The organism is Oleidesulfovibrio alaskensis DSM 16109 (assembly GCF_000482745.1).
Classification (GTDB): domain Bacteria; phylum Desulfobacterota; class Desulfovibrionia; order Desulfovibrionales; family Desulfovibrionaceae; genus Oleidesulfovibrio; species Oleidesulfovibrio alaskensis.
Map to the genome: position 1 here is coordinate 149,674 of NZ_AXWQ01000013.1, position 23,387 is coordinate 173,060.

At 56.6% G+C, this 23,387-nt stretch carries 19 protein-coding genes and 1 pseudogene; 13 read left to right on the plus strand and 7 right to left on the minus strand.

What is annotated here, in order from left to right; all coding sequences use genetic code 11:
• Nucleotides 1-24: 24 nt before the first annotated feature.
• Both H586_RS18755 and H586_RS0109045 read right to left on the minus strand, forming a co-directional pair.
• On the minus strand, nt 25-381 hold the full coding sequence (locus H586_RS18755; RefSeq protein WP_011368575.1) for a PilZ domain-containing protein: 357 nt from the start codon (nt 379-381) through the stop codon (nt 25-27).
• 47 nt (nt 382-428) lie between these two features.
• Nucleotides 429-1,217 (minus strand): tetratricopeptide repeat protein, encoded by a 789-nt coding sequence (locus tag H586_RS0109045; protein WP_011368576.1) that lies wholly within the window; start codon nt 1,215-1,217, stop codon nt 429-431.
• Between the two features lie 196 nt (nt 1,218-1,413).
• On the opposite strand from H586_RS0109045, the gene H586_RS0109050 reads away from it, so the two are divergent.
• The 4 genes from H586_RS0109050 (at nt 1,414) to H586_RS0109065 (ending at nt 6,671) form a co-directional block, all read left to right on the plus strand.
• Nucleotides 1,414-2,793: a sensor histidine kinase gene (locus H586_RS0109050; RefSeq protein ID WP_027181872.1), complete on the plus strand. Its 1,380-nt coding sequence runs from the start codon at nt 1,414-1,416 to the stop codon at nt 2,791-2,793.
• Between the two features lie 306 nt (nt 2,794-3,099).
• Nucleotides 3,100-3,831, plus strand: coding sequence for an amino acid ABC transporter ATP-binding protein (locus H586_RS0109055; protein ID WP_011368578.1), 732 nt, complete (start codon nt 3,100-3,102; stop codon nt 3,829-3,831).
• A 110-nt stretch (nt 3,832-3,941) separates the two neighbouring features.
• The gene (locus tag H586_RS0109060; RefSeq protein ID WP_011368579.1) at nt 3,942-4,769 is read left to right on the plus strand and encodes a transporter substrate-binding domain-containing protein; all 828 of its coding nucleotides are present in this window, start codon (nt 3,942-3,944) and stop codon (nt 4,767-4,769) included.
• A gap of 111 nt (nt 4,770-4,880) precedes the next feature.
• The gene (locus H586_RS0109065; RefSeq protein ID WP_011368580.1) at nt 4,881-6,671 is read left to right on the plus strand and encodes an amino acid ABC transporter permease; all 1,791 of its coding nucleotides are present in this window, start codon (nt 4,881-4,883) and stop codon (nt 6,669-6,671) included.
• 129 nt (nt 6,672-6,800) lie between these two features.
• Here H586_RS0109065 and H586_RS18760 read toward each other — a convergent pair whose 3' ends face one another.
• The gene (locus tag H586_RS18760; protein WP_051363951.1) at nt 6,801-8,114 is read right to left on the minus strand and encodes a glycosyltransferase; all 1,314 of its coding nucleotides are present in this window, start codon (nt 8,112-8,114) and stop codon (nt 6,801-6,803) included.
• Nucleotides 8,115-8,217: 103 nt separating this feature from the next.
• The gene (gene purT / locus H586_RS0109075; RefSeq protein ID WP_011368582.1) at nt 8,218-9,399 is read right to left on the minus strand and encodes a formate-dependent phosphoribosylglycinamide formyltransferase; all 1,182 of its coding nucleotides are present in this window, start codon (nt 9,397-9,399) and stop codon (nt 8,218-8,220) included.
• 173 nt (nt 9,400-9,572) lie between these two features.
• On the opposite strand from purT, the gene H586_RS0109080 reads away from it, so the two are divergent.
• A complete protein-coding gene (locus H586_RS0109080) occupies nt 9,573-10,826 on the plus strand; it encodes an ABC transporter substrate-binding protein (RefSeq protein WP_011368583.1) in 1,254 nt (417 codons plus the stop codon).
• Nucleotides 10,823-13,144, plus strand: a complete 2,322-nt coding sequence (locus H586_RS20050; RefSeq protein ID WP_051363952.1) for a hybrid sensor histidine kinase/response regulator — start codon at nt 10,823-10,825, stop codon at nt 13,142-13,144. Before H586_RS0109080 ends, H586_RS20050 begins: the two co-directional genes overlap by 4 nt.
• 346 nt (nt 13,145-13,490) lie before the next feature.
• On the opposite strand, the gene H586_RS0109095 is transcribed toward H586_RS20050, so the two are convergent.
• Both H586_RS0109095 and nhaA read right to left on the minus strand, forming a co-directional pair.
• Nucleotides 13,491-14,063, minus strand: coding sequence for a hypothetical protein (locus tag H586_RS0109095; protein ID WP_011368585.1), 573 nt, complete (start codon nt 14,061-14,063; stop codon nt 13,491-13,493).
• Nucleotides 14,064-14,225: 162 nt separating this feature from the next.
• Nucleotides 14,226-15,578: a Na+/H+ antiporter NhaA gene (nhaA, locus tag H586_RS0109100; RefSeq protein WP_027181874.1), complete on the minus strand. Its 1,353-nt coding sequence runs from the start codon at nt 15,576-15,578 to the stop codon at nt 14,226-14,228.
• Between the two features lie 259 nt (nt 15,579-15,837).
• Here nhaA and H586_RS20055 point away from each other — a divergent pair, with 259 nt between their 5' ends.
• A complete protein-coding gene (locus H586_RS20055; RefSeq protein ID WP_051363954.1) occupies nt 15,838-17,076 on the plus strand; it encodes a glycosyltransferase family 92 protein in 1,239 nt (412 codons plus the stop codon).
• Nucleotides 17,077-17,167: 91 nt separating this feature from the next.
• On the opposite strand, the pseudogene H586_RS18775 reads toward H586_RS20055, so the two are convergent.
• Nucleotides 17,168-18,055 (minus strand): annotated as a pseudogene (locus H586_RS18775) (YifB family Mg chelatase-like AAA ATPase); the annotation flags it as partial.
• A gap of 71 nt (nt 18,056-18,126) precedes the next feature.
• Between H586_RS18775 and H586_RS18780 the strand changes: the two are divergent.
• The 6 genes from H586_RS18780 to H586_RS0109135 all read left to right on the plus strand — a co-directional run bounded on the left by H586_RS18780 (nt 18,127) and on the right by H586_RS0109135 (nt 22,353).
• The gene (locus tag H586_RS18780) at nt 18,127-19,341 is read left to right on the plus strand and encodes a recombinase family protein (RefSeq protein ID WP_051363955.1); all 1,215 of its coding nucleotides are present in this window, start codon (nt 18,127-18,129) and stop codon (nt 19,339-19,341) included.
• Entirely contained in the window at nt 19,338-19,463 is a 126-nt protein-coding gene (locus tag H586_RS21125; RefSeq protein ID WP_267878769.1) for a hypothetical protein, read from the plus strand. The genes H586_RS18780 and H586_RS21125 overlap by 4 nt, the downstream gene beginning before the upstream one ends.
• 436 nt (nt 19,464-19,899) lie before the next feature.
• Complete coding sequence (locus H586_RS0109125) at nt 19,900-20,469, plus strand: Hsp20/alpha crystallin family protein (protein WP_011367675.1); 570 nt, start codon at nt 19,900-19,902, stop codon at nt 20,467-20,469.
• A gap of 140 nt (nt 20,470-20,609) precedes the next feature.
• Nucleotides 20,610-21,062, plus strand: a complete 453-nt coding sequence (locus tag H586_RS18785; RefSeq protein WP_051363956.1) for a Rha family transcriptional regulator — start codon at nt 20,610-20,612, stop codon at nt 21,060-21,062.
• 233 nt (nt 21,063-21,295) lie between these two features.
• Complete coding sequence (locus H586_RS20410) at nt 21,296-21,559, plus strand: phage antirepressor N-terminal domain-containing protein (RefSeq protein ID WP_234702949.1); 264 nt, start codon at nt 21,296-21,298, stop codon at nt 21,557-21,559.
• A 230-nt stretch (nt 21,560-21,789) separates the two neighbouring features.
• Complete coding sequence (locus tag H586_RS0109135; RefSeq protein ID WP_027181875.1) at nt 21,790-22,353, plus strand: recombinase family protein; 564 nt, start codon at nt 21,790-21,792, stop codon at nt 22,351-22,353.
• Nucleotides 22,354-23,387 lie beyond the last annotated feature (1,034 nt).

Here is a 23,387-nt window from a genome sequence, read left to right on the forward strand (position 1 = left end):
TGCCTGCACTCTGCCGCGGAAGGACTATACAGATGCTTCCACAAGACGCTGTAGTTCCTGCCGGGTAAGGTTCAGCCGCGCATCAAACTGCAGGCCGCACAGCCCGCCATCCAGCCACATGACACTGGCAGACAGCGGAGCAGCGGTTCCGGCCGGAAAAGGCCAGTCTTCGAGCAGTACGCCGCAACCGGCGCACAGCCACGACGGTGCGGTCTGACCGGGCGCCAGCCGCAGCCGCACACCGCCCAGACTCACGTCGTCCAGCATGACCATAATGGTATGCTCTTCATGCCGCACAGTGGCAAACACGGGGGCATCCAGCGGAATCCGCTCCTCTAGCCGGCGCTCGTCTCCGGCCGGTTTATATCCGCTACACTCCATAAATTCTCCTCCGTGGCCTCTGTCCGCAGGCAAAGACCGGCGCATATTCAGCCATTCTGTTCCGCAGCCTGCAGAAACGAAAGAAATCTGCCGGCCATTTCCAGCCGCGGATTAATTTCCAGCGCACGCTCCAGACAATGCTTTGCCTCCTGCACGCTGTCCGACTCGAACAATGCCCGGGCCAGATTGAAAAGGATATGATCATCTTCACGCAGTGCCAGTGCCTGACGGTAAATTTCAATGGCCCGTGCATGGTTGCCGCGCTTGCGGCAGGCTATGGCACACGCCGCGGCACAGCGCAGATGCCCCGAAAGCAGTTGCCCGCTGTCAACCAGTGAACACAGCGCGGCATGCAGCCCCTGATGCCGCAGCACGGCGGTATCACAGGCCACGGCAGGCACTGCGGGCAGCAACTCGTGCCGCATGACGGCCAGCATGCCGGAAACCAGCAGCTGTTCGTCGTTGTCCAGCCATTCCTGCGGGCAGGGAGCAACCTCTATAACAGCCGCCCCGTGCCGGTACAGCTTGTCCACGGCACCCGCGCGCGCACTCTCGGCTGCCATTTTGCGCAGTATGCCTGCAGCCACCGTCTGAATACGTTTCAGCGGCGCGCCCAGTTCCGGACGGTAGTTTTCCAGCAGGTCGTCTTCATCCACAGGATGCAGGTACCCGCTGGGCATACCGCAGGCGCACAAAGGCTGTCCCGTCAGACGGCCCTGCGCTCCGCGCATGACAAAAACCAGCACGGGATCGTCGTCCATAGCCACGCAGCCGGTTTTCCCGCCCCGCGCGGCTGTCAGGTCCAGTGCATATATTCCCAGCACCGCAGCGTTCATTCCACCCCCTTGTTCCACCGTGCCATACCCCCGCAACGGCTGTTCTTTTGTTACGTTTTGCAGCAGCCACAAGTCAATGAAACACCGCGATGTGCACCGCACGGATATGTATTTTTTGCAAACAGTTGGCGCGGAGAAAAAAATGGGGCATATTTTTAAAAAACATCCAGCGCAACCGAACCGTGACGGGGAAGCGATGAACACCATGAATCTGCCCAGAGATGCCGAGGTGAACTGCGACAAACAGCACTTCGAGCATGTGCGTCAGCGCATCGACTCCAAAATGCGGGACTATGAACGCTATGGCTTCAGCACCCACCAGACGCGGGCATTCAATGTGTTCTTTGACCTTGCGCAGGAATTTGAAACCGTGGAAGAGGTCTACAGCCTTGCCGTTCTGGTGCTCAAATCATTCTTTGCAGTGGAATCGGCGCTGTTCATAGCCGATTCCGCCGGCAAACTGGTGCTGCGCTGCTGCTCTCAGGGGCCTGCCTGCGGCGTTAACGCAGCCGATGTGGACCAGCTTTCGCCCGACGACGGCCCGCGGGTGATAAAAAACCACCTGTGCCTGCCCGTACGCGGCAAAACATCCGCTTCTCCGGCGCCTTCTTCTCCGCTTGCAGGCGGCAGACTGGGGGTGCTTGTCATCCTGCCCGCTGACGGCGCCCCCCCTCCGGAACAGCTGTATTACGAAAAATTTGCAAACCGGCTGGGATTTCAGCTGCACAACAAGCTGCTGTTCATGAAAAACAGCGAGCACATACGCTTCATCAACAGTCTGGTGCACGACATCGGCCATAATGTCATTGTGCCCAACATGTACTTCAAACTGCTGTTCCGCCAGCTGGACGGCAAGATTCACGCCCTTTCCGAAGCCCTGAATGAAATGGCGGGCCAGCGCATGGCAGGGTCCGGCCAGTCGGACGCCTTTCGCAAACTGAGCTATGTGCACGACAGGCTGAGCGAGCAGTACAAAGAAATTTACAGGCATTTCCAGCAGACCAGTCTTTTTCTGGAAACGTTGCTGCGCCAGAGTCATTTTGAAAAAGGGCACTATGTGCTGCAGCGCACACTTTTCGACCTGCACAGCCGCATTGTCACCCCGCAGGTGGAGCGCTTCCGCAGCCGGTTCGGCGAAAAAGACATAGCCATCTTTCAGGAAGCCGAAACAGGCGGCACTCCGCTTATGATTCCCGCTGACATGGGGCTTATAAGTCAGGTACTGGCCAATCTGCTTTCCAATGCCGTCAAATACGCCCGCCCGCCTCAGGCTGCCGACCGCCCTGCGCGGTATGTCCGCTGCAGAGTCAGCCGCGTTCCCGACCATTTCGGCCCGGGAAAAGACGGCGCGCGCGTGGATGTTTTCACCACCGGCCCCGCCATAGGCGCCTCCGATGTGCCCAACCTGTTCACTGCAGACTTTCGCGGCAACAATACCGACCACGAATACGGTACCGGCCACGGACTTTTTTTTGTCCGCGAAATTGTAGACCTGCACGACGGCGAGACCGGATACGAGCCGTGGCCCGACGGTAACAATTTCTATTTCATCCTTCCCTGCGCAACAGCAGACTGATTTTTACAACACTGTTCATCTGACAGGGTAAAAGCAGCTTCCCCGACCCCTTTCTGCCTTCTTTTGCCGCCCGGTGCGGCCGCTGTGTGCCCGGCCATTCATTGATCGCGCACACAGCGCCTTGTCTTTACTGAATTTCCCCATAAATATTTCGCACCTGCAAAGTGATAACAAATTTGTAATTCAGGCTCATGACTTCTTGCCCAAGGGCCGCGTTTTTGCTACTCGCTTTGAGCGGGGAACATTTTTTCCTCTCCATTCCGTGAAGGGCCAGAGGCTTCTTCCATTCAATACAGGGAGTATTACGTGATCCGGTTTGACCATGTGCACAAGTGGTTCGACAGCGGGCTGCATGTGCTCAAAGATATCAACCTGCACATCAACAAAGGCGAAGTCGTGGTCATCTGCGGGCCTTCCGGGTCCGGCAAGTCAACGCTCATACGCTGCATCAATAAACTGGAACCCGTGCAGAAGGGTGACATAATTGTCGACGGCATGAACATGAGCGATCCGCGGGTGAATCTGACGCTGCTGCGGGCCGAGGTGGGTTTTGTTTTTCAGCAGTTCAATCTGTATCCGCACATGACCGTGCTGGAAAACGTTACACTGGCGCCCCAGCTGGTGCGCGGCATTCCCAGAGCCGAAGCAGAACGCACAGCCATGGAACTGCTTGAAAAAGTGAACATTCCCGACAAGGCTAATGCCTATCCGGGGCAGCTTTCCGGCGGTCAGCAGCAGCGCGTTGCCATTGCCCGCGGGCTGGCCATGAAACCCAAGATAATGCTGTTTGACGAGCCCACCTCCGCCCTTGATCCGGAGATGATCAACGAGGTGCTGGACGTGATGAAAACACTGGCACGCGAGGGTATGACCATGGTGTGTGTCACCCACGAAATGGGCTTTGCCCGTGAAGTGGCTGACAGGGTCATATTCATGGATTACGGCGTACTGGTGGAAGAAAACACGCCGGAGGAGTTTTTCAGCAATCCCCGTCATGAACGGTCCAGGGAGTTTCTGAGCAAAATCCTTGCGCACTAGCAATACGTGATTCACCCCGTCCGCGCCGGTGCGGCGGGGTTTTCGCATTACCACGACGGCACGGCATGCCCGTCCGCCGCACAGGGAATCCAAACAGGGAGTTATTCAACATGCGTATGGCGAAAATTGTCGCTCTGGCAGTGGCTATGACCATGTTTGTCGCATCGGCGGCCTTTGCAGGCCCCGTATACGACAAAATCATGCAGACCAAAAAAGTGCGGGTCGGCATCATGACCGACTCCATCCCCGGCGCCTTTTACAACGAAAAAGGTGAATGGGTCGGCTTTGACTACGACATAGCCACTGAAGTTGCCAAGCGGATGGGTGTGGAAATCGACCGCGTGGCCGTAAACAACCAGACCCGTATTTCGTTTCTGCAGCAGGGCCGCATTGACATTTCCGTGGCCAACATGACGCACACCCGCGAACGTGACAAATCAATCGATTTTTCAATCACCTACTTCTTTGACGGCCAGAAAGTGCTGGCAAAAAAAGGTCAGTTCACCTCGCTTAACGACATGGTCGGCAAAAAAATAGCCACCATGCAGGGCACCACGTCGGAACTGAACCTGAAAGCAGCGCTGAAGGCAGCCGGTGATCCTGACTACGACAAAAACGTAATTTCCTACCAGAAGGAATCACAGTGCTTTCAGGCACTGCAGTCCGGCCGCGTGGCAGGCTGGTCCACCGACGCCACCATTCTGCTGGGTTATGCATCCAAAACCCCCGGCGCCTACGAACTGGTGGGAGATTTCCTGAGCGACGAACCCTACGGCATGGGTCTGCCGCAGGATGATTCGGCCCTGCGTGACGCCGTCAACATGGCCATTCAGGACATGTGGCGCGACGGCACCTACATGGAAATCTACAACAAGTGGTACGGCCCCGGCACCCCCTTTGAAATGCCCATGAGCGATCAGATCGAGCTGTGGCCGTAGCCTCTGCGGCGCCGCATCCCGATTAATGTTCAGCGCAAGCCCGGCATGCCGGGCTTGCGCAGCTTTCAAGGCTAACGGAAGGCTGCCCTTCCCCAACGTTCCGGCGACACCATGCTACGATACTGGCTTGATAAAACATGGGTGCAATACACCCTGCTGTGCACCACGACGCTGCTCGGCATCTATTATTTCGGATGGGTCTTCAACTTCGGCTACCAGTTCGAATGGTCGGTTCTGTACACGCAGAACGAAACATACAAGCTCAATCTGGGCGCGGAGATGCTCCGCGGGCTGGTAACCACCGTCAACATTTCGCTTATCAGTTCGGCGCTGGCGCTGGGGCTGGGAACAATGCTCGGGCTGGCCCGCCTGTCCGCTTTCAGACCGCTGCGTATTTCCGCATCCGTTGTGGTGGAATTTTTCCGCAACACCCCTCTGCTGGTGCAGCTTTTTTTCTGGTATTTCGCTTTTCCCAACGTGCTGCCCGAAGCGGCCCGCCAATGGGTTTTTGAACAGAATTTTGAATTCTGGTGCGCCGTATCGGCACTGGGTGTATATACAGGCTCTTTCATGGCCGAAGTCATCCGGGCCGGCCTGCAATCCATTCCCAAAGGGCTTCTTGAAGCCGCTTACTCTTCGGGACTCAGCTATTTTCAGGTGCTCACACGCATCATTCTGCCGCTGGCCTTCCGCACCATTATTCCGCCGCTGGGCAGCGAGTTTCTGAACAACATGAAAAACTCCTCGCTGGCCATGGTCATCGGCGTTGCCGAACTCACATGGCACTCACAGCAGGTTCAGTCACTGACGTTCAGAGGCTTTGAAGCCACCACCGCGGCCACGGTGCTCTATCTGTCTCTCTCGCTCATCATCTCGTTCATCATGAACGGGGTGAACGGCAAGCTGCGTCTGGATACCATGCAGGGCCGCAGTGTTTCCGTAATGTTCATCAACGCGCTGCTGGCACCTCTTGCCGCGCTGCGCAACCTGCTGTACCGGCCCGTGCGCAGCGCCCTGAACGCGCGCCGCGCAGGCCGCCGCGCAGGGGGGCTTGCCCCCAGAGTCAGCGCATGGCGTGCGGCTGCAGTCAGGGCCCGCAGCATGCTTGTACTTTCACTCAAGGGAGCATATCTGGCGCTGCTGGCGGGCCTGCTGTACACGGCAGTCCGGGGGCTGATGGGATTCGAGTGGAGCGTCATTGCCGACAACATCAGCGCACTGCTTATCTGGCATTTTCCAAACGGCTCAGAAAACGAAATATTCATGGGTCTTGGCGGCCTTGCCAGCTCGCTGCTCATGGCGCTCATCGCCATTTCCGTCAGCTTTTTCATCGGTCTGGCTGTGGGGCTGGGCAGGTGCGCCCGCAACAGAATATTCAGGCTCCCCTGTCTTGTGTACATCGAAATAATCCGCGGCAACCCGCTGATCATCGTCATTTTCTGGATTTATTTTTTCCTGCCGGTGGTGTTCGGCGCATATTTTGATGTGTTCTGGTCGGCAACCATCGCCCTGACCGTATTCACCGGTGCGTATCTGGCAGAAATAGTGCGCGCCGGCGTGCAGAACATACCTGCAGGTCAGGTGGAGGCCGCCTACTCCACTGGGCTTAGCTATTTTCAGACCATGCGCAGAATTGTACTGCCGCAGGCACTCAAACAGATGATTCCCGCCATTGTCGGCCAGTTCATCGCCATCTTCAAGGATACGTCGCTGGCTTTTGTCATCGGCGTGCTTGAACTGACCTTTGTGGCACAGGGGCTGGATAACAGGCTCATGGTCTATCCTTTTGAAATATGGACAACCGTGGCAGTGCTCTATTTTGTCTGCTGCTATGCCATGTCGGTATACGCCGCGCGGCTGGAACGCAGACTGAGCCCGGAAAAAGTCAATCTGGTCATGTAGGCCTGCTGCGGCAGTATGTACTGCCCGTATCCGCACCGACAGAAAAGAAAAAGGCGCCCTGTGAAAACGGGGCGCCTGCCTGTATGGCAGATCAGCCTGCATAATTTACGGGAAGCCGGTGCCCGCACCTCACCGCCGCCCTGCGGAAACCGGCAGCAGGCCGTCCAGCGCAGGTTTTCCTTCTGCAAGATTATGCAGCATGCGCAGCTGGGCTGGCAAAGTGCGCGCAAGAGCGTAACGCCCTGTCACGGTTTCCCGCGCGCGTGCACGCACGGGCGCCAGATCATCCAGCCGGTCAAGGCATGCGCACACCGTATCGGCCAGAGCCTGCGGAGCAAAAAAAGGCACCAGAAAACCGTTTTCGCCGTGGGTCAGCACCTCGCGCACAGGCTGCGTGTCCGATCCGACAAGCAACGCTCCGCAGCTCATGGCTTCCAGCATTGACCACGACAGCACAAAAGGCCGTGTCAGGTACATATGCACATCGGAAGCCTGCAACACCGTTTTGTACACGCCGTACGGCAGTGCGCCGGTAAAATGAATCCGCCGCTCCACAGCTTCTCCGGCGGGCATCAGCGGCGCTATCCGCTCCAGCATGACCTGTTTCCAGCCGCTACCCGACGGCGGCCGCCTGCCGTAACACACGCGGTCTTCACCCACCATAAGCACATGAACATCCGGATTGTGCGCCACGATGGCGGGCAGAGCTTCCATAACCTGCACAAAGCCCCGGTAAGGCTCCATGCCCCGCCCCGCCCATGTGACAAGGCGTGTGCGCGGCGTCCACGCCACACCCAGCCCGCGCAGCAGTGCGGCCGCGGTCTGCGCTTTATCGGCGGCAGGGATAAAAAATCCCGTGTCCACACCGTCATGCAGCACGCTCATGCGCGCTCTGGCCACGGCAGGAAACTGCGACGCCTGCCAGCGGGTCGGGGTATAGCTCCAGTCGCACTCCGCCGCATCGTTGAGAATGACAGCATTGCGGGTGCGCAGCGCCAGACGCATGGCATCCGTGACCGGCTCCTGCGGGTCAAAGCCCACATCGGCTCCCGCGGCGTTGTAATACCATTCAAAATAAGACAGCAGCCGTGCCTGAGGAAAAGCGTCGCGCAAAAAATATGAACTGCCCCATCCCGAGTGGGCTACCATGACATCGGGCTCGAAGCCTTCTGCACGCAACGCCCTGCAGGCGCTGAAAACCCCGCTTCCCACAGCGGTACACCGTGCGAAATACGCCCCCGTTCCCTGCTGCGGCAACGCTCCGCCGCAGGAATCCGGCGCATAACGCACCGTGCGCACACCGGGAATAGACCAGTCGCGATGCGGGGCAGCGGTAATAAAAACCACCTCGTGCCGGTGCTCGGCCCGTCCCAGTGCGGCTGCCATATGGCGGAACTGGGCCGGAAAATTGGGATGAACGAACAATATCTTCATACGCACCATGTACCGCACGGCTCCTGCCGCGTCAGTAACATTTGTGCCGCACAAAGCACGGCATAACGCAAAACGCCCGCGCGGCTGCGCGGGCGTTCCGGAACAATGCGGATTACAGCATGACCTTGACGGCGTCTGAAACGCGGCACGCCTTTTCCACAGCCTGCTCCACTGTTTCGCCCAGAGCCAGAGCCACCCCCATGCGTCTGCGGCCCTGCACTTCCGGCTTGCCGAACAGCAGCAGAGAAGTATCCGGCTCGCCGAGCGCTTCCTGCAGATTACCGAAGCGGGTCCGGGCAGAACTGCCTTCTGCCAGAATAACGCTGGATGCAGCGGGCCCGTACTGGCGGATGACCGGCACCGGCAGCCCCAGAACGGCACGCACATGCAGCGCAAATTCCGAAAGATTCTGAGAAGCTATCGTAACAAGCCCTGTATCATGAGGCCGCGGGGACACCTCGCTGAACCAGACGGTATCACCTTTGATGAACAGCTCCACCCCGAACAATCCGTAACCGCCCAGCGCCTGTGTCACGGCCTGCGCCATATGCCGGGCCTGCTCCAGCGCGGCCGCGCTCATGGGTTGCGGCTGCCACGACTGACGGTAGTCTCCGTCTTCCTGCCTGTGGCCGATGGGCTCGCAGAAAGAAGTACCGTTGCAGTGCCGCACGGTAAGCAGTGTGATCTCGTAATCAAAATCGACGAATGATTCGACGATGACCCGTCCGCCGCCGGCTCTGCCGCCGGACTGGGCATACGTCCACGCATCTGCGATGTCATCCGCACTGCGCACCACGCTCTGACCTTTGCCCGAAGAGCTCATGACCGGCTTGACCACACAGGGCATGCCCAGCTCCTCCACTGCGCGGCGGTATTCATCCTCTGTCTGCGCAAAGCGGTACGGGGAAGTTCTGAGCCCCAGCTCTTCCGCAGCCAGACGGCGTATGCCTTCTCTGTTCATGGTCAGGCGGGCGGCGCGGGCCGTCGGCACCACGGTAAGAGAATCACTTTCCAGTTCTTCCAGCACGTCCGTGGCGATGGCCTCTATCTCCGGCACCACAAAGTCAGGGCGTTCTTCGGCAATAAGCCGCCGCAACGCATCCGCGTCCAGCATGGAAATAACGTGCGAGCGGTGGGCCACCTGCATGGCGGGAGCACCGGCATAGCGGTCCACCGCCACAACTTCCGCTCCCAGCCGCATTGCCTCAATGGCGACCTCTTTGCCCAGCTCGCCGGAGCCGAGCAGCATTATTCTGGTTCTAACAGGACTTAAAGGGGTACCGATGACTGTCATGGCAAAGCTCCTGAGTTGCGGGTGTACGCTGCGGAATATTGATAAAAAACATTGTGGCGCAAAGCTGCTGCGCTCATTTGGCATACTCCACCAGTCAAGGCAAGCATCTAACCCTCTTGCCTGATTCCGCCAATGCATGTATTAAGAATGATTCTTTTTTGTGGGGAGTGACAATGGGGGGACGCAGTACGGTATATTCTGTCCGGTACAGGGCCGCAGATGTTCTGACGGCAGCCCTGCTGGCTGTGCTGTGCCTTGCGGCTGCTCTTCCGGCCTTTGCCGGCGGCAGACAGGGTCCGGCAGTGCTGGGCATAGCCGCCGTATCCCCCGTGACCGACCCCGCCGAAGTATCTTTCCAGCACGGAGTGCGTGTTGCCGTGGCCGTGTTCAACTCTCTGGGCGGACTCATGGGGCAGCCGATACGCACCGTGCTCATTCCGCTGGGGTCTTCTCCGCTGGAAGCACGCCATGCCGCCAGACAACTGGTGCATACACCGCCGCTGGGCATCATCGGGCCGTCTGCCAGCACGCAGGCCCTTGCCATGGCCGAAGTGCTGGACCGCGCGCGTATACCCACCATCACGCCTTCGGCATCCCACCCGCTTGTCATCCGCGGCAGGCCGTACATTTTCCGCATCTGCAACGGCGACACAGCCAACGCCAACGCCATGGCGCGGTTCATCACGCGGCATCTGGGACTTTCACGCGTGGCCGTCATAACCAACATCAGCAGCGATTACAGCATTTCCATGTCGGAATCGTTTGTGGATGAAGCCATCAGGCAGGGCGGTGAAGTCGTCTGGCGGGGACAATATCTGGACCGTCAGCAGGATTTTTCCGTCATTATACACCAGTTGCTGCGACTGAAGCCGGAATGCGTCTTCCTGCCCGACTTCATGCGTTCCAGCGGACTGTTCATGCAGCAGGCCGCCGGCATGGGGCTGAAGACAGTATTTGCAGGGGGCGATGCATGGGACGCCACCCTGCCCCGCTACGCGGCCGCCGCTGCGGAAAATGCCTATTATATGGCACAATGGATACCCGAAGAACCGGCCGGTGCCGCAAAAAATCATCATGACCGGTGCCGCGGGCATATCACTCCCATGCGTGCATTCTGCAAGGCACCGTGGCTGCTGGCCCGCACCCATGCCTTGCGTTATCTGGGCAGAGACTTTGCCGGCAGTCTGGAAGCGCTGGGCTACGATGCGGCCTGTGTGCTGCTGGCCGCCGCCCGCCGTGCGGGTTCGTGCGACCCGCGCGCGGTGCGCGAAGCTCTGGCGCAGACTTACTGGCACGGGCTGACCGGTCCGCTGCACTTTGACGCCGACGGTGCACCGCCCCCCGGACCTGTTCATATCCTGCAGCTGCGCAACGGTTCAGCCCGGCCGGTACAGACTGTCACGCTTTCCCCGCGGGAGGCTCAATGAACCGAACCCCTCTCAAACGCAGATTCACCGTCACCCTCATGCTGTTCACCCTGCTGTGCTGTGCTCTGTACACTGTGACGGCAAGCAGTTTCATGCATTATCACAACGCCCAGATAACCTCCCGCACCAAGCGGCTGCTGCATGCTCTTGTGCTCCAGCGCGAAAATGATCTGGCAAATCAGATTTTCGTGGGACACATCCGCGCGCTGCGCAGCACCGCTGCCGACCTGCAGGAAACCGACGATGTTTATTCCATCACCGTGTACGACAAATCAGGTAAACCGCTCATACATACCCGCCCCGAACGCCCGCTGCCTCTCACCGGTGCCGAGATGGCCATCCTTGCACAGGGCGATGTGGATGCGCGCGGAACAGAAAACGGTGTCCCGCTGCTTTATCATACTTCGGCACTTATGGTCATAGGCGAACTGCAGGGATTTGTAACCGTAGCCTACGACCTGTCGCATGTACGGCGCGACACCATACTGCTGTCGGCCATGCTTACAATCCTGCTGCTGGGCACAGTGATTGCCGCGGGCATGGTGTGCTGTCATTTCATTACGCAGCACATACGCCGGCCGCTCACAGCCCTGCGCGATGCCATGCACCGGGCACGCAGCGGCGAACTGCAGCACCGCGCCCCCATCGAAGCACAGGACGAAGTGGGCCGGCTGGCGGAATCATTCAACGCCATGGTAGCCACACTGCAACGCAACGAATCGTCGCTGCGGCACGCCCAGACCATATACAGAGATATCTTTGAAAACGCGCTGGAAGGTATTTTCCAGATCACAGGCCGCGGTTATCTGATTAACGCCAACCCCGCCCTTGCACGCATGCTGGGATATTCTTCAGTAATGGAGCTGCTGGCCGAACGCGGCACAACCCCGCTTAAATCGCTGGTCAACAGACGCGATCTGGCCCGCATGCTGCGGATGCTGCGCGCAAAGGGAGCAGTGGACGGGTACGAAACCCGGGTCTACACCAAAGGCGGCGGTATCACGTGGATATCTGTTTCGGCGCGCACCATTGCAAAAGAAGAAACCGGCCAGCCGGAATCATTCCGCTACGAAGGGTTTGTCAAAGACATCACCGAACACAGACGCCTGCGCGAACTGGAGCAGACCCGCACCGCCATGATAGAAGCCGACAAGGCAAAGAGTGATTTTCTGGCGCACATGAGCCACGAAATACGCACCCCTATGAACTCGGTACTGGGCATGGCCGAGCAGATGCTGCGCACGCCGCTTTCGGCAGAACAGAAAGAATGTATGGATGTGCTGAAAAATTCCGGTGAATCGCTGCTGCACCTGATAAACGACATACTGGATCTTACACGGGTGGAAGGCGGCCAGCTGGCACTGGCCAGTGCGCCTTTTACCCTGCATGCCGTGGTATACGGCGTGCGTGACATGCTCTCGCTGCAGGCCCGTCAGAAAAACATTCTGCTGGCCGCGACCATTGCTCCCGATGTGCGCAAAAACCATATGGGCGATGCCCAGCGTCTGCAGCAGATACTGGTGAACCTGCTGGGCAACGCGGTCAAGTTTACCGACAACGGTGAAGTTTCACTGCATGTCAGCCGTGCTCCCGATGCCGTGCACGACGGAGAGCTGCTCTTCACGGTCCGGGACACAGGCATAGGCATAACCCCTGCCGAACAGAGCAGACTTTTTCAAAAATTTTCGCAGGCTTCCACAGCCATCCACAGCCGCTACGGCGGTTCGGGACTCGGGCTTGCCATATCCAGACACCTTGTGGACCTTATGGGCGGAACCATAAGACTGGAAAGCGAACCCGGGGTGGGGACAACCGTCACCTTTACCGCCCGCTTTGCAGCCGTGCCGGAAGAAACAGCACGGACCGGCCATGAGGCGGAACAGCCGGATACCGCCGGCGACGACGCAACCGCGCTGCCAGCCCTGACCGTGCTGCTGGCCGAAGACACCCCCAGCAACAGGGCCGTGGTACGCATGATGCTGCAGGACACCCCCTGCACCGTCATTGAAGCAGAAGACGGACAGCAGGCACTGCACCTCTTCGGGCAATACGATATCGATGTTGTGCTCATGGACATCAACATGCCTGTGATGGACGGCATGGAAGCCACACGGCAACTGCGCAGGCAGGAACACGGAAGCGGCAGACGCACACCGGTCATAGCGCTGACAGCCAATGCCTTTCAACAGGACATCATCAGATACAGGCAGGCAGGCTGCGACGGCCATCTGGTAAAACCCGTCACACGCAAAGCACTGCTGACTGCGTTGCAGAGCTGTGCGGGCGGCGGTGCCACGCATTCCGGTTCCGGCGCCTAACGGTCAGCCTGTACGCCCCGGGCACCGGCCGGAGGCGCAACCGGCCAGACGCGCACCGGCAGTGCACCCCCTCCCACGGCAACCGCAGCAGCTGTCCGGCGGCCTTCAGACGACAGCGGCACCGGCAGCAGATGGCCGAAGCAGGCGGACTGAAAACAGGGCACCGGCAGCCGCCCGCCATACACGGCCCGAAACCATCGCACGGCATCCGCAGGCAGCTTTCAGGCAAAACGGTATACCGGCCGCGCCACCGCATGTCCGTACGGGCACACAAAGGCCGGTCATACCAGCAGCGTCCCCGCCGAATCCAGCAGCGAAGCCGTTGCGCGGAGCCTGTGCACAGCGTCTACAGCGGTATGAGGCAGCAGCCGCGGCTATGCTCACCGGCGGCGTACAACATTTCCGCGTCTTTCACCAACACTCCGCTCAGACCGGGGCGCTTCCAGCTTTTCAGCCAGCGGGCGATCTGCTTTTCCGTTTTCAGCACGGGGGTGTGAAAATGCTGAGCCGGACGGACATGAGGCAACTGCGGCTCAAGCAATGCCGCCGCATCGGCAAGCAGATTGACCTGCCGCCACACAGGCAGCGGTGCCACCATATCCAGAATGCGGTACTGGCACAGGCTGTCCTTCACCCTTACCAGAATACCGTCCATGGAAGGCAGCGTGCCGGTTTCGGCGGCAATCCTTTCCGCTATCAGCCGCAACTGCGGTTTCAGATGCCCGGCAGCGGTTTCCACCACGCCTTCGGCGGTAAGGCATTCGTCAGTCCGGGCATCCCACAGCACCCTTGTGCCCATGTAGACCCCGCAATGAAACGTGCCGCCCAGATTTCCGCCCCGGGCGGCCATGAAATCTTCCAGCCGCTCAGCGGCATACATGGGCCTGAGGCCGCTGGCAGCCATTGTTGCTATATGCATGGTACTGTCTTCCTTATGGCAGAATGTGTCACCGGACTGTATCCGCAGCAGGCCCGCCGCGCAAGGCGTACCGGCGCGGGGCACCGGTCTTCCGCACCGGTCTGACCGGCGGCAGACACAAAAAAAGGGCGCGTTGCCGCGCCCTTCATAACCAGGAGGATACTAAGCCTTTTCAGGCTCGCGACCGCGCAGCAGCACACGCATCAGCATATACCCGCCGAAACCGGCCACAAACGAGGCACAAAGAATACTCATCTTGGCGGCCTCAATATGTGCAGGGTCTTCAAACGCCAGTGTGGCGATGAAAATGGCCATGGTGAAGCCGATACCGGCAAGCCAGCCGATACCGTAGTACATCCCCAGACCGACACCCTTCGGCAGCTTGGCGATACCGGTCTTTACCAGCAGCCACACCGCCAGCGTGACGCCGCCCTGCTTGCCCAGCAGCAGGCCGAAGAATATGCCGAGGGAAAGCGGTTCAAACAGCATACTCACCATTTCGGCGCTGACGGTGACACCTGCGTTGGCAAGAGCAAAGACAGGCATGATGAACCATGCCACCCACGGATGCAGGGCATGCTCAAGCCGCTGCAAAGGTGTGCCCGCCTTTTCGGTCAGCATTTCCACATGATGTATGGCATGCGATTTATCCTGACTGGCAAGCACAGGCGTATCGCCCTGAAGGGCGTTTTCAAACACGGAAAGCGCCTGACGGGCAGTACCGCGCAGAACAGCCGGTGCCAGTGCGGAGCGGGCCGGTATGGCCATGGCTCCCAGCACGCCGGCTATGGTGGCATGCACGCCGGATTTCAGCAGGGCAAACCACAGCACCAGCCCCACAAGCAGGTACGGGGTTACCCTGCGCACGCCCAGCCAGTTGAGCAGCAGCATGACCGCAAACGCCGCAAACCCCAGCATGAGAAAGCTGAACGACAGGTTTGCAGTATAAAAAAATGCGATGACCAGAATGGCACCCAGATCATCCACAATGGCCACTGCCGTAAGAAACACTTTGAGGCTAAGCGGTACACGGTCACCCAGAAGCGAAAGAATACCAAGGGCAAAAGCAATGTCGGTGGCCATGGGCACGCCCCAGCCGCTGGCGGCAGCGGTACCGCCGTTAAGCGCCAGATAAATGCCCGCGGGAACCAGCATGCCGCCTATGGCCGCGGCAATAGGCAGCGCTGCCTGCCTGGGCGATGCCAGTTCACCCGCCAGAATTTCGCGCTTTATCTCCAGTCCGACCACAAAGAAAAATATGGCCATCAGACCGTCGTTGATCCACAGGATAAGAGCTTTGGACAAGGCGTAGTCGCCGAAGCCCACGGTTACTTTATTGCTCCACAGCGCATGGTACGATGCAGAAAAGCCCGAGTTTGCCCATGCCAGCGCCAGCACGGTGGCGGCCATCAGCAGAATGCCGCTGGATGCCTCGATGGCAAAGAAACGCCTGAAAGGCGCCAGCAGTTTGTCGATGGGCTGGGGGGCGGCCCCGGGTATGTCGTGGTGTTGCATGTAGAAACCTCCCGTTGGTTGCTTTGATATGACCGGAAACTGGCATAGCCCTTTCTATCCCCCAAGCATCACTACAGAACGAAACAGCACCGTTGTACATGATTCAAATTAAGACAAAAAGAAACGTCGTCGATGATTTTTCCCCGCCTCCGGCAGGCACCGCACAATATACATCTGCCAGCGTACCTGATATAGTCAGCTATAGTCCATACTTCAGCCATCGGGCATGATTCTTTTTTTGCACCCCGCGGAGCCGTCCATGCCAGACTACCAAGCCGGATTATGCGCCATAGTCAAAGACGAAGACCTGTATCTGGAAGAGTGGCTGCACTATCACCGGCTGCTCGGATTCGAGCATTTCATATTGTTTGATAATGAAAGCGCCCGTCCGTTGCGCGACACGCTGCGGCACCATATCGAATCAGGGCTGGTCACCGTGCATGAGGTTGCCGGCAGAAGCATGCAGATTCCCAGCTACAGGCAATGCCTGCAGCAGCACGGTGCCCGCTTCCGCTGGCTGGCGTTCTTTGATCTCGACGAATTTCTGGTACTGAAAGCCCATCAGGATGTCCGGCTGTTTCTGGCAGAATACAACGACTATGCCGCCGTGGCCCTGCACTGGGTTCCTTTCGGGTCCGGAGGGCACATCGTGCGGCCGCACGGGCTGGTCATCGAAAATTATACCCAGACACTGCGGGATGAACAGAAAAGGCTGCATGTCAAATGCATCGTACGGCCCGACCGCACAACCGATGTCCGCGACCCGCACTGCTTCCGCTTCTGCGCGGGCAGCCACTGCGTGGACGAAAACCGCATGCCCGTCACTAACGCGCTGGCCCCTTTCACCGCCGGCACTGCGCAGCTGAACCACTACCACTACAAATCACAGCAGGATTATGAAGAAAAAATGAACAAAGGAAGGGCGGATAATTTTGCCCTCAGCAGCAGCCGCAGCCTGCAGGAATTTTATGAACAGGCAGCCGAAGACGGCGCAAAGGACTACACGGCACTGCGGCGTGCCCCTCTGGTGCATGCCGCGGTCAAAGGACCGCTGACTTCCGCAACGCAGCACATCACCCTGCGGCAGGTTAACGGCATGAAGCTGTATGAAATTGTCGAACACATCAGAGACAGCCTGACCCGCGGTGATGCGGCCGGTGCGCTGCTGTACGTCATTCTGGCCGAAGAGCGCTACGGACAGGTACCTGAATATCTGCATGCCGCCACGCTGGCACTGCTTGCGGCGGGCAGACCCGAAGCCGCTCTTGCCACAGCCTGCACGCTCATACGCGTGCAGCCTTCGGCGCCGTCTTACTACCAGCTGTTTCTCACCCAGCTGAAAAACGGACAAAAAGAAGCCGCGGCAGCCACAGGCCTGTACCTGAAGCATACATACGACATTTTCAATATGCCGCCCGATGCAACGCTGGCTGAGCTGCAACGGCATGACAAAGCGCTGGGGCTGGGCATCTGGCCCGCAGACGCCGCAACCGTCTGACACATGCCACTCCGGTTTCCGGCGGGTGCTTTTTCTTGCTGCCCCGCACAGACCCTGCCTGCATAACAGCCTGTCTCTGAATGATGACCGGTTACAGACGCTGTCTGTCCAGAGTCCGGCAATTGACGGCTTCGGCCAGTCCGGCACAGGTTATGGCATCGTGCCCGGCAAGGTCTGCGATGGTGCGCGCAATGCGCAGAATGCGGGTATAGGCGCGGGCGGAAAGAGCCAGCGCGCTGACCGCTTTTTCCAGAAAGACATGCTCTGCAGAGCCCAGCCGGCAGTATTCTTCCAGCCACCGGCCGGAAAGGTCGGCATTGGTCACACACGGTGTGCCCTGATACCGTTTGTCCTGCCGTTCACGGGCCTGCAGAATGCGCTCGCGCATGGCAGCAGAAGAATCCCCCCTGCCGGTATGGCGCAGGTCATCGTACTGCACGGCAGGCACTTCCACATGCAGATCAATCCGGTCAAGCAAAGGCCCTGAAAGACGCGAACGATAGCGCTGTATCTGAGCCGCCGTGCAATGGCACACATGGCGATCATCGGAAAGATACCCGCAAGGACAGGGGTTCATGGCCGCCACCAGCATAAAATCCGCGGGATAGCTTAACGACAGGGCCGCGCGTGAGATGGTTACCGTGCCGTCTTCCAGCGGCTGACGCATAACCTCCAGCACACTTTTACGAAACTCCGGCAACTCGTCCAGAAACAGCACGCCCCTGTGTGCCATGGAAACTTCGCCCGGACGCGGATGCGTACCGCCACCCACCAGTCCGGGGTCTGATATGGTATGATGCGGGGTGCGGAACGGCCGCTGTGTTACCAGCGCGGTTTCAGCCCCCAGCTGTCCCGCCACGGAATAAATCTTGGTCACCTCCAGCGCCTCGGTAAACGAAAGCGGTGGCAGAACAGTGGGAATACGCTGCGCGAGCATGGTCTTGCCACTGCCGGGAGGGCCGATCATCAGCAAGTTGTGTCTTGAATACCCGAAAGCCTCTTGATATGTTTCGGCCTTCAGAAAGAAGAAGGAGGAGGAACAAATCAACTATGGCAGTCGATAACACACACAACCCACATACTCATGACCATACGGCGACGACCGCCACCACCAGCAACACAGCAACCGCGCACTATAGCCACCTCAAGCCCAAGGCATACAGCTATCTCCGCTTCTCAACTCCCGACCAGATGAAAGGCGACAGCTTCAGGCGACAGACTGAATTAAGTCGCAAGTACGCCGAAGAAAATGGCTTGGACCTCGACGACACTCTAACTTTTCAAGACCTAGGTGTTTCAGCTTTTCGCGGAAAAAACGCCGAAGAAGGTGAACTAGGTGCGTTCATTGAAGCTGTGGACCAAGGGAAGGTCAAGCGCGGTTCTTTCTTGCTTGTCGAAAGCCTCGACCGTCTTTCACGACAATCGCCATACAAGGCTTTCCTTCAGTTCTCAAACATCCTTAACAGGGGCTTGAGCATCGTCACCCTTCAGGATGGAAAGGTTTATTCAGCAGGGAGCAACGGCAACGATTTGGCTTTCTCCGACCTCATGGTTTCAATTGCCGTGATGCAACGCGCCTATGAAGAATCACTAACTAAGTCGCGCCGCTTGTCTGAAGTATGGAAGGCCAAGCGGAGAAAAGCCGCTGACGGTTCATTGAAGCTGACTTCACGCTGTCCTGAATGGCTCAAACTCGACAAGAAGAACAACACGTTCCACGTCATTGAAGAGCGCGCCGCCATTGTCCAACGTATATTTGAAATGACCTTGGACGGCATAGGCAAGCGCGTCATTGCCGCCACATTCAATGCTGAAGGAATAAAACCGTTTGGACGTGGCAAAGGCTGGCACTACTCATACGTGACCAAGATTCTTGAGAATGAGGCGACTATAGGACGTTACCAGCCACACAAGATGCAAGAGGTTCAGGGGAAGAGAAAACGTGTTCCGGTAGGTGAACCCATTGAAAATTACTTCCCCGCTGTTATCAGTGAAGAAACATTTCTCAAGGCAAAGCGTATGCGGAAGGAAAGAAAGATAGCAGGGGCTAACGTGGGAAACAGGTATTCCAATCTTTTTTCAGGGCTTGCCGTGTGCGGCGTATGCGGCAGTGTGATGCACTTCGAGAACAAGGGAAAGCCGCCTAAAGGAGGTACTTACCTTGTCTGCTCTACCTGCGGCGTTCCGGTGGCGTGTACAGGGTGCGCGGCAAGTTCAGAGACAAGTTCTTCGCAGAGCGCATTAGCCCATTCAAAGGCTTTGTGACCATCATCGCCCTCGATGGTGGCAAAGAGAAGATGGTTGAGCTGTATCTCGATGGCAAGCTGACCATGCGAAGAGGTTTCGAGCATGCTCACGAGCGATTCTTTGACGAACTGGACTTCTAGAGAAATCGCTCAAATTTGCCGCATAACGAATGAAAAGAGCCGGATAAAACCATTGGCCCTGTCCGGCTCTTTTTCGTTCTTAGCAGGCGAAATTCACGCAAATTCCAGCAAGTAAAATCATAGGAGAGAGACCATGACCACCACCAAAGCCATTGCCAATCAGATTGTACGATTCGAAACTGTAACGTGATTGCCAGTCATATAGGCGAAGAAGCAGTTAACGAATTGAAAAGGCTGGTCGAAAGTTCCCCTTGGCCAGCCTTTATATTTCACAGCGAGCCTGAAACCCATTTGGCACAAACAGACGCTATATATTCTGTTTTACAGTGTATTACCAGAATGTTGCGCAATTTTAGCGACTCTATCTTGACACGTCGTTCTTTAGATTTATTCATGCTGTGCTGACCATAATTTTAAACTCTTCAAGGAGGACGCTATGATGGTTTCTAAGCTGAATCCATGGAACTGGTTTAAGAAGGAAAGCGAACAGGAAAAGACCCTTCCGGTTAAGCAGACGGAACGGGGAGCAAGGGAATACGCTTCTCCGCTTGACCACTTCCACGCAGAATTCGACCGTATGGTTGATTCGATGTTCTCTGGCTTTGGAATGCCTTCGCCTCGCCGCTTGTTCGACGCCGCCAGCCCGATGCTTGGCAAGTCTGTCATCAAGCCGAAAGTCGATATTTACGGCACTGACAAAGAGTATGTTGTTGAAGTGGATCTTCCCGGCATCGAAGAGAAAGACCTGTCTGTTGAACTGAAAGACGACGTGCTGATTCTCTCTGCGGAAAAGAAGCATGAAGAGAAAACAGAAGAAAAGGGCTACTACCGCGTTGAACGCTCTTACGGTTCCTTCCGCCGGGTGCTCAATGTCCCTGATGATGCGGACAAGGAAGGCATAAACGCCAAGTTGAACAAGGGCGTGTTGCGAATCACCATGCCGCGAAACAAGGCCATTGAAACAGAATCCCGCAAGATTGCGATTGAAAGTTCGAAAGAGGACTAACCTGACAAGGGCATCTTAAAGAAACAAGAGCATTTTTGATTCCATAGTCACTTAGACGATACAACCCCGAAGGCTGGTGAGGACGATGATCCTCGCCAGCCTTTCTTTTTTGAAAATCAAGAACGTGAAGGAGAAAACTGATGAATACTGCGACTGTGACCAACTCCCTTGTGATGCTTCTGGACGACAAAGCCATGACTACGAGCCTCAAGGTGGCGGAGATGTTCGGGAAGGCGCACAAGGATGTGTTGAGAGCTATACATAATCTCAGCTGCTCGGATGAATTTATAGAGCGCAATTTTGCGCCCAATGAGTACGAGTTCAATGTTGGCTTCGGAATAAAGAAGGCTCCGATGTACCTCATGACCCGCGACGGATTCACTTTCCTCGCAATGGGCTTCACTGGCAAACGTGCTGCTCAGTTCAAAGAGAAGTACATCGAAGCCTTCAACCGCATGGAAGCCGAACTGATGAAGCGACAGGTGAATGCCCTGCCCGACTTTACCAATCTTGTTGAAGCCGCTCGTGCGTGGGCTGATCAGGTCGAACAGAAGATGGTTTACGAAGCACAGGCCAAAGCCCTCGTCCCCTAGATTGCAAACAGACAAGAGTTTCTTTGAATGTACTGAGAGGAGCATCACGAAGGGGGCAAAACGTCCCCTTCAAATAACTAGCTCAAGATATACCAGCCGATTTTGGTGCAAAAATCTGAGCGGGTTTACAACGTTATGAAAAGCGAAAAGCCCCCCCATGCCCTTTGTGTGCGCTGAATGGGCGAGGTGTTTCAACCGCTGAAGACTGCAAGGCGTACTTCTCGCCGCGCCATGTGTGTGATGCACTCGGTGTTAGCTGGCCTCGTCAGTTCAGAAAGATCAAGGAAGATCATGTGCTTGAGGGAGTTGTTGCCATTTCGGAAACAACTGGATGTGACGGCAAGACCTACAAGATGTCCATGCTCCCTATCGAGTTCGCCAACTGTGGCCGAAATGACCATGGTTACCACTGGCGGCTGATGGGTACTTTCGAGATGCGTTACCGAAATGGCAACGCAGCTTCCCGGCTCCAGTCAACGTGTGAAGATCATGGCTGATCCGGTACTCTCGACCACCGTTACCAATTCGGTAACGAAGCGTTATGGAAATCATCACGGTACATCCTTGTTCCATCTCAAAAGGTATACCTTGTGGAACATACATGCCATTGCCTGAAAACCCGCTTTGTTCCGTGTCTCAAAACCTCGCAATCTCATTTCTTGACACACCTTCTCGAAAAGTCTAGTCCTTCTGTTACACGATGAGCACAGAAGGAGGAAACAGGAATATGGCTCATGTTGGATACATCCGTGTTAGCTCAATCGACCAGAACACTGACCGCCAGCTTGCTGACCTTGATTGCAACTTGGTGGAAGTATTTGAAGAGAAGGCAAGTGCCGCAACGTCTAAGCGGCCTAAGCTGGAAGAGTGCATGAGGTTTGTCCGCAAGGGCGATACGCTCCACGTCCATTCAATAGACCGCCTTGCCCGTAACCTTGACGACCTGCTCACGCTCCTAAAGAAGTTCATAGGTAAGGGCGTCGCCGTTCAGTTCCACAAAGAGGGGTTAAACTTCACAGGCGAAGACAACCCATTCCAAACGCTCCAGCTTCAAATCATCGGAGCCGTCGCCCAGTTTGAACGCTCCATCATCAAGGAGCGACAAAGGGAAGGTATTGCCAAGGCACAAGCCAAGGGAAAACACTGCGGCAGAAGGGCCAAATTGACGCCAGAACAGGCCGAAGAGCTTCGACATAGGGCAACAGTCATGGGCGAAGAAAAAAAGGCGTTAGCGGCTGAATATGGCATAAGCAGGCAGACCTTATACCGCGTCATCGCTGAATCCAATTAACATGCTGAAATATTTAAATAATCAATTAGGTTGCACTAATGAGGGGAGAAGCGGAAACTGCTCCTTTTAAGCATCCTAATAACATGTTGAAATTACAGTAGAATCAATTAGGTTGCACTAAAAAGGGGAGAGAACGCTCCGCGTCTCACTCTGTCAGACCATCTTCAAGGTTACGCCTATCCCAAATAGACGACCTCTCTCCTACACTTTCATTCTTGGTAAGGCCGGAGAACACTAGCCCGACACAGCAGTGTTCTTCGGCTTTTCATATTGTGACGACTTGTGACAACGACAAGAAGGAAAGAGCTGAACTTAAGATCAACTATAGTGACAGCTAAGGAACAAGGGGAAGTAGGCAGACAAAGAAGAAGAGGAAAGAAGACACCTAAGTCATACAGCAGTGAACATAACGTGAACTGAAGTAACGACAGTGTAACCTAGGTTTCAACCTACCCAATGGCCCTACCCACTCCAACAAGTAAGACATCCTAAGTATAACTTAAGAAGCAACCTAAGTGTGAAGACAGGATTAAGGGAAGTAGTAGGATAGGGAGAAGAAGAAAGGGTGAAGACTTAAGTCAAACTTAAGACGACTATAAGTATATATAGGGGAGTGGCCAGGTATCAAAAATAGAGAAACTTGTCAAGGGAAAGCATGGTAGTTTTGATTCTTTTTGTGTACGCCTTCACAGCTACCTACCTCATAGCAACCCTTTAACAGTGTATCAAGATTGAGTAGGAGACAGGTCTATGTGTGAACCAGCTTCAGCTACAGCGGGAACCACTGCCGCAGTAGGTGGAACCACAGCAGGCACTACTGCCACAGCGTCTACGATTACAGCGTCTCAAATGTTCATGTACTCCCTAGCCATTGCCGCCGCTTCTACAGCCGCCAACATGGTCGCTCAAAGTGAACAGGCGAATGCCATGAACTCATATCAAAGCGAAATGGCAGACAATTACAACAAGACAGCGGTCAAGAACGCCGAACTCGCCAACAAGGATTACATCGAACAGACAGCCGCTGAAAGCAT